This window comes from Pseudomonas fuscovaginae SE-1 (assembly GCF_000364705.1).
Lineage (GTDB): Bacteria > Pseudomonadota > Gammaproteobacteria > Pseudomonadales > Pseudomonadaceae > Aquipseudomonas > Aquipseudomonas fuscovaginae_A.
In genome coordinates, this window is sequence record NZ_AQOH01000180.1 from 1 (window position 1) to 3,016 (window position 3,016).

At 63.0% G+C, this 3,016-nt stretch carries 4 protein-coding genes; 2 read left to right on the forward strand and 2 right to left on the reverse strand.

Annotation, left to right across the window (positions count from 1 at the left end):
* A partial coding sequence (locus tag K675_RS0116595; RefSeq protein WP_198291651.1) for a homocysteine S-methyltransferase family protein occupies positions 1 to 545 on the reverse strand: 545 nt, incomplete at its 3' end.
* A 119-nt stretch (positions 546 to 664) separates the two neighbouring features.
* On the opposite strand from K675_RS0116595, the gene K675_RS0116600 reads away from it, so the two are divergent.
* Positions 665 to 1,486, forward strand: coding sequence for an ABC transporter substrate-binding protein (locus K675_RS0116600; protein ID WP_017904622.1), 822 nt, complete (start codon positions 665 to 667; stop codon positions 1,484 to 1,486).
* Positions 1,483 to 2,304 (forward strand): amino acid ABC transporter permease, encoded by an 822-nt coding sequence (locus K675_RS0116605; protein ID WP_017904623.1) that lies wholly within the window; start codon positions 1,483 to 1,485, stop codon positions 2,302 to 2,304. Before K675_RS0116600 ends, K675_RS0116605 begins: the two co-directional genes overlap by 4 nt.
* Positions 2,305 to 2,367: 63 nt before the next feature.
* Here K675_RS0116605 and K675_RS0116610 read toward each other — a convergent pair.
* Positions 2,368 to 3,016 (reverse strand): sulfite exporter TauE/SafE family protein (locus tag K675_RS0116610; protein ID WP_017904624.1); only part of this gene is annotated, 649 nt, incomplete at its 5' end.

The following is a 3,016-nucleotide window of genomic DNA, read 5'->3' on the forward strand; positions in this document are numbered from 1 at the left end:
GGCTCGCCGGAGCGCAGGCGCGGGGTGTCGTCGACGTCCTCGTCCTGCAGCGTGAACGATACCCAGAACGGCTTGCCGTCGGCCGGCAGATGGGCGTGGATCGCACGGACCTCGGCGATCAGGCTCTGGGTTTCCGCCAGCCACAGGTCGACATTCGGCGCCAGGCCTTCGAGCAGCGGGGTGAGCACTTCAGTCACGCGCCCAGGCTGGAACAGGTCGGGTCGGTAGGAGCCGAACAGCGGGGGCAGGGAGCCCGCCACCCGTACCGGTTGTGTGCTGGCGTCGGCGGCGGTACGGGCCAGTTTGCCAGCAGTTTCGGCCAACTGGCGGCCTTCCCGGGCAAAGCGTTCCTCGCCGATATGGAAGGGCACCACCGCGTAGCTGTTGCTGGTGATGACCTGGGCACCGGCCGTGATGAACGATGCATGCACGCCCACCACCGCTTCGGGGGCCTCGGTCAAGGCCAGTGCAGACCACTCGGGCTGGCGGAACGGGGCACCGCTGCGTTGCAGTTCGCGGCCCATGCCACCGTCGAGAACCACCATCGCTCGTTGTTTCATATAACTTCCTTGAATGTGCTTATGAGGAAAATTCACTATGTTCAGTGCGCTTATAGCTATTTAATAGCTTAATTCCATTTTCAGCCAACTTTTCAGGAGCTTACATGCGTTTTCCTTCCTTGCTGGGTGCGGGGCTGCTTGCTCTTGCCGCGACTTCACAGGCTTTTGCCGGTGTCACTCTGGATCGGGTCGAGTCGCGCAAGGAACTGGTCAACGTGTTGATGGAAAGCTATCCGCCGTTTTCCTTCCTGAACGACCAGAACCAACTCGATGGTTTCGACGTGGACGTGGCCAAGGCCGTCGCGCAGAAGCTCGGCGTCAAGCTGCGCCTGGAAACCCCGTCGTGGGATGTGATCGCCGCCGGCCGCTGGAGCGGTCGCTATGACCTGTGCATCTGCTCGATGACGCCGAGCAAGGCGCGGGCCGAGGTGTTCGACTTCCCGGTCGAGTACTACGCCTCGCCGGCCGTGATCGTGGTCAACGCCCAGGATGACCGTATCCACTCAGCCAAGGACCTGAACGGTCGCAAGGTCGGCCTGACCAGTGCCTCCAGCTACGAGAGCTACCTGAACAAGAACCTGGTGATCGAGGGCGCCGAAGACAAGAAGATCGACTACCCCTTCGACTTCGTCCAGATCGCGCCCTATGACACCGACAACGTGGCCTTCCAGGACCTCGGCCTGGGCGCCGGCGTACGCCTGGACGCCATACTGACCAATCTGGTGACCGCCCAGCCCCGCCTGAACCAGGACAAGCGTTTCAAGCTGGCCGGAGCTCCGCTGTATGAAGAACCCAACTCGGTGGCCATCGAGAAGGGCGACCCCGAATGGGACGCGAAGGTTCGCCAGGTGTTCGCCGAACTCAAGGCCGACGGCACCCTGGCTCGCCTGTCGCAGAAATGGATTGGCGCCGACATCAGTAAATGAGCGCCTTCGAACCCTCCCCGAAACCCGTGGTCAAGGCCGCGGGGACGCGCCTGTTCGGGTTCCGGACACGCCTGTATCTGACCTGGCTGGCGCTGTTCGCCCTGTTCGTCGCTTTCTTCCTGAGCTTTGACCTGAAGCTCGCGATCATCCTGGAGAAGTTCCCGAACCTGGCCGGTTTCAAGCTGGGGCCGAACGGTTTCCTGCAGGGCGCGGCACTGACCCTGTTCCTGTGCCTGTGCTCGATGGTGGTCTCGGTGCTGTTCGGCTTCGCCGCCGCCCTGGCGCGGCTGTCGAACAGCGCGCTGCTGGTGGGAATCGCCAGCTTCTACACCTCGTTCTTCCGTGGCACGCCGCTGCTGATCCAGATCCTGCTGATCTACCTGGGGCTGCCGCAACTGGGCATGGTGCCGGGCGCGATCAGTGCCGGCATCATCGCGCTGTCGCTCAACTACGGCGCCTATCTGAGCGAGATCTTCCGCGCCGGCATCCTCGGCGTCGCCCGTGGCCAGCGTGAAGCGGCTTTGGCATTGGGAATGCGCCCCCGGCAGATCTTCTGGCACGTCGTCCTGCCGCAGGCCATGCGGGTGATCATTCCGCCGACCGCCAACCAGTTCATCTCCATGCTCAAGGACTCGTCGCTGATCTCGGTGATGGGGGTGTGGGAAGTGATGTTCCTGGCGCAATCCTACGGCCGCTCCAGCTATCGCTACATGGAGATGCTGACCACCGCGGCAGCGATCTACTGGTTGCTGTCGATCCTGCTCGAGCTGGTGCAGTCGCGACTGGAGCGTCACTTCGGCAAGGCTTACCAGCGTTAGTCGACGCAGCGGCGCGGCCTTGTCTGATCATGTGAGCGGCCGCGCCAACGTTCCTGACAACCTTCAAGAGAGGAACGGCCGGGAAGACAGCTCGAGGCCAAGCACGATGAGCAACAGCAGCAAGCACTGACGAAAGCGCAGGGGGCTGATGCGCATTCTTACGCGTCGACCGGCCCACATGCCGATCAGTGCCGGCACGATCGCCAGCGTGGACATGCCGAGTTGCGCCACTTGAAGGGCGCCATGGGAGAGCAGTCCGATGGCCAGTGCCACCGTGGACACCGTGAAGGACAGGCCCAATGCCTGAACCAATTCCTCGCGATTCATGTTCAATGAGTCGAGATAGGGGACCGCAGGCATCACGAAGACACCTGTCGCCCCTGTAACCACTCCGGTTACCAGGCCGATGATCGTCGATAGCCATGTTTCAACCCGATCCGGCACGCTGAAACGGGGGGCAACGAGTGCGTGGACGGCATACACGATCAGCGCGACACCCAGGCCGAACCCGGACCAGAGGGGGTTGGCTCCCACCAGCAGCGCCGAGCCTCCCACTGTGCCGAGCAGGATGCACAGCATCATCGGCCAGAGCCGGCGCAGCAACTGCGTTATCGAGGGGCCGCAAAACAGTTGCCAGACATTGGTCACGAACGACGGTATGACCAGCATGGCGGCGGCCGCCGCCGGCGGCATCGCCGTGCCGAGCAACCCC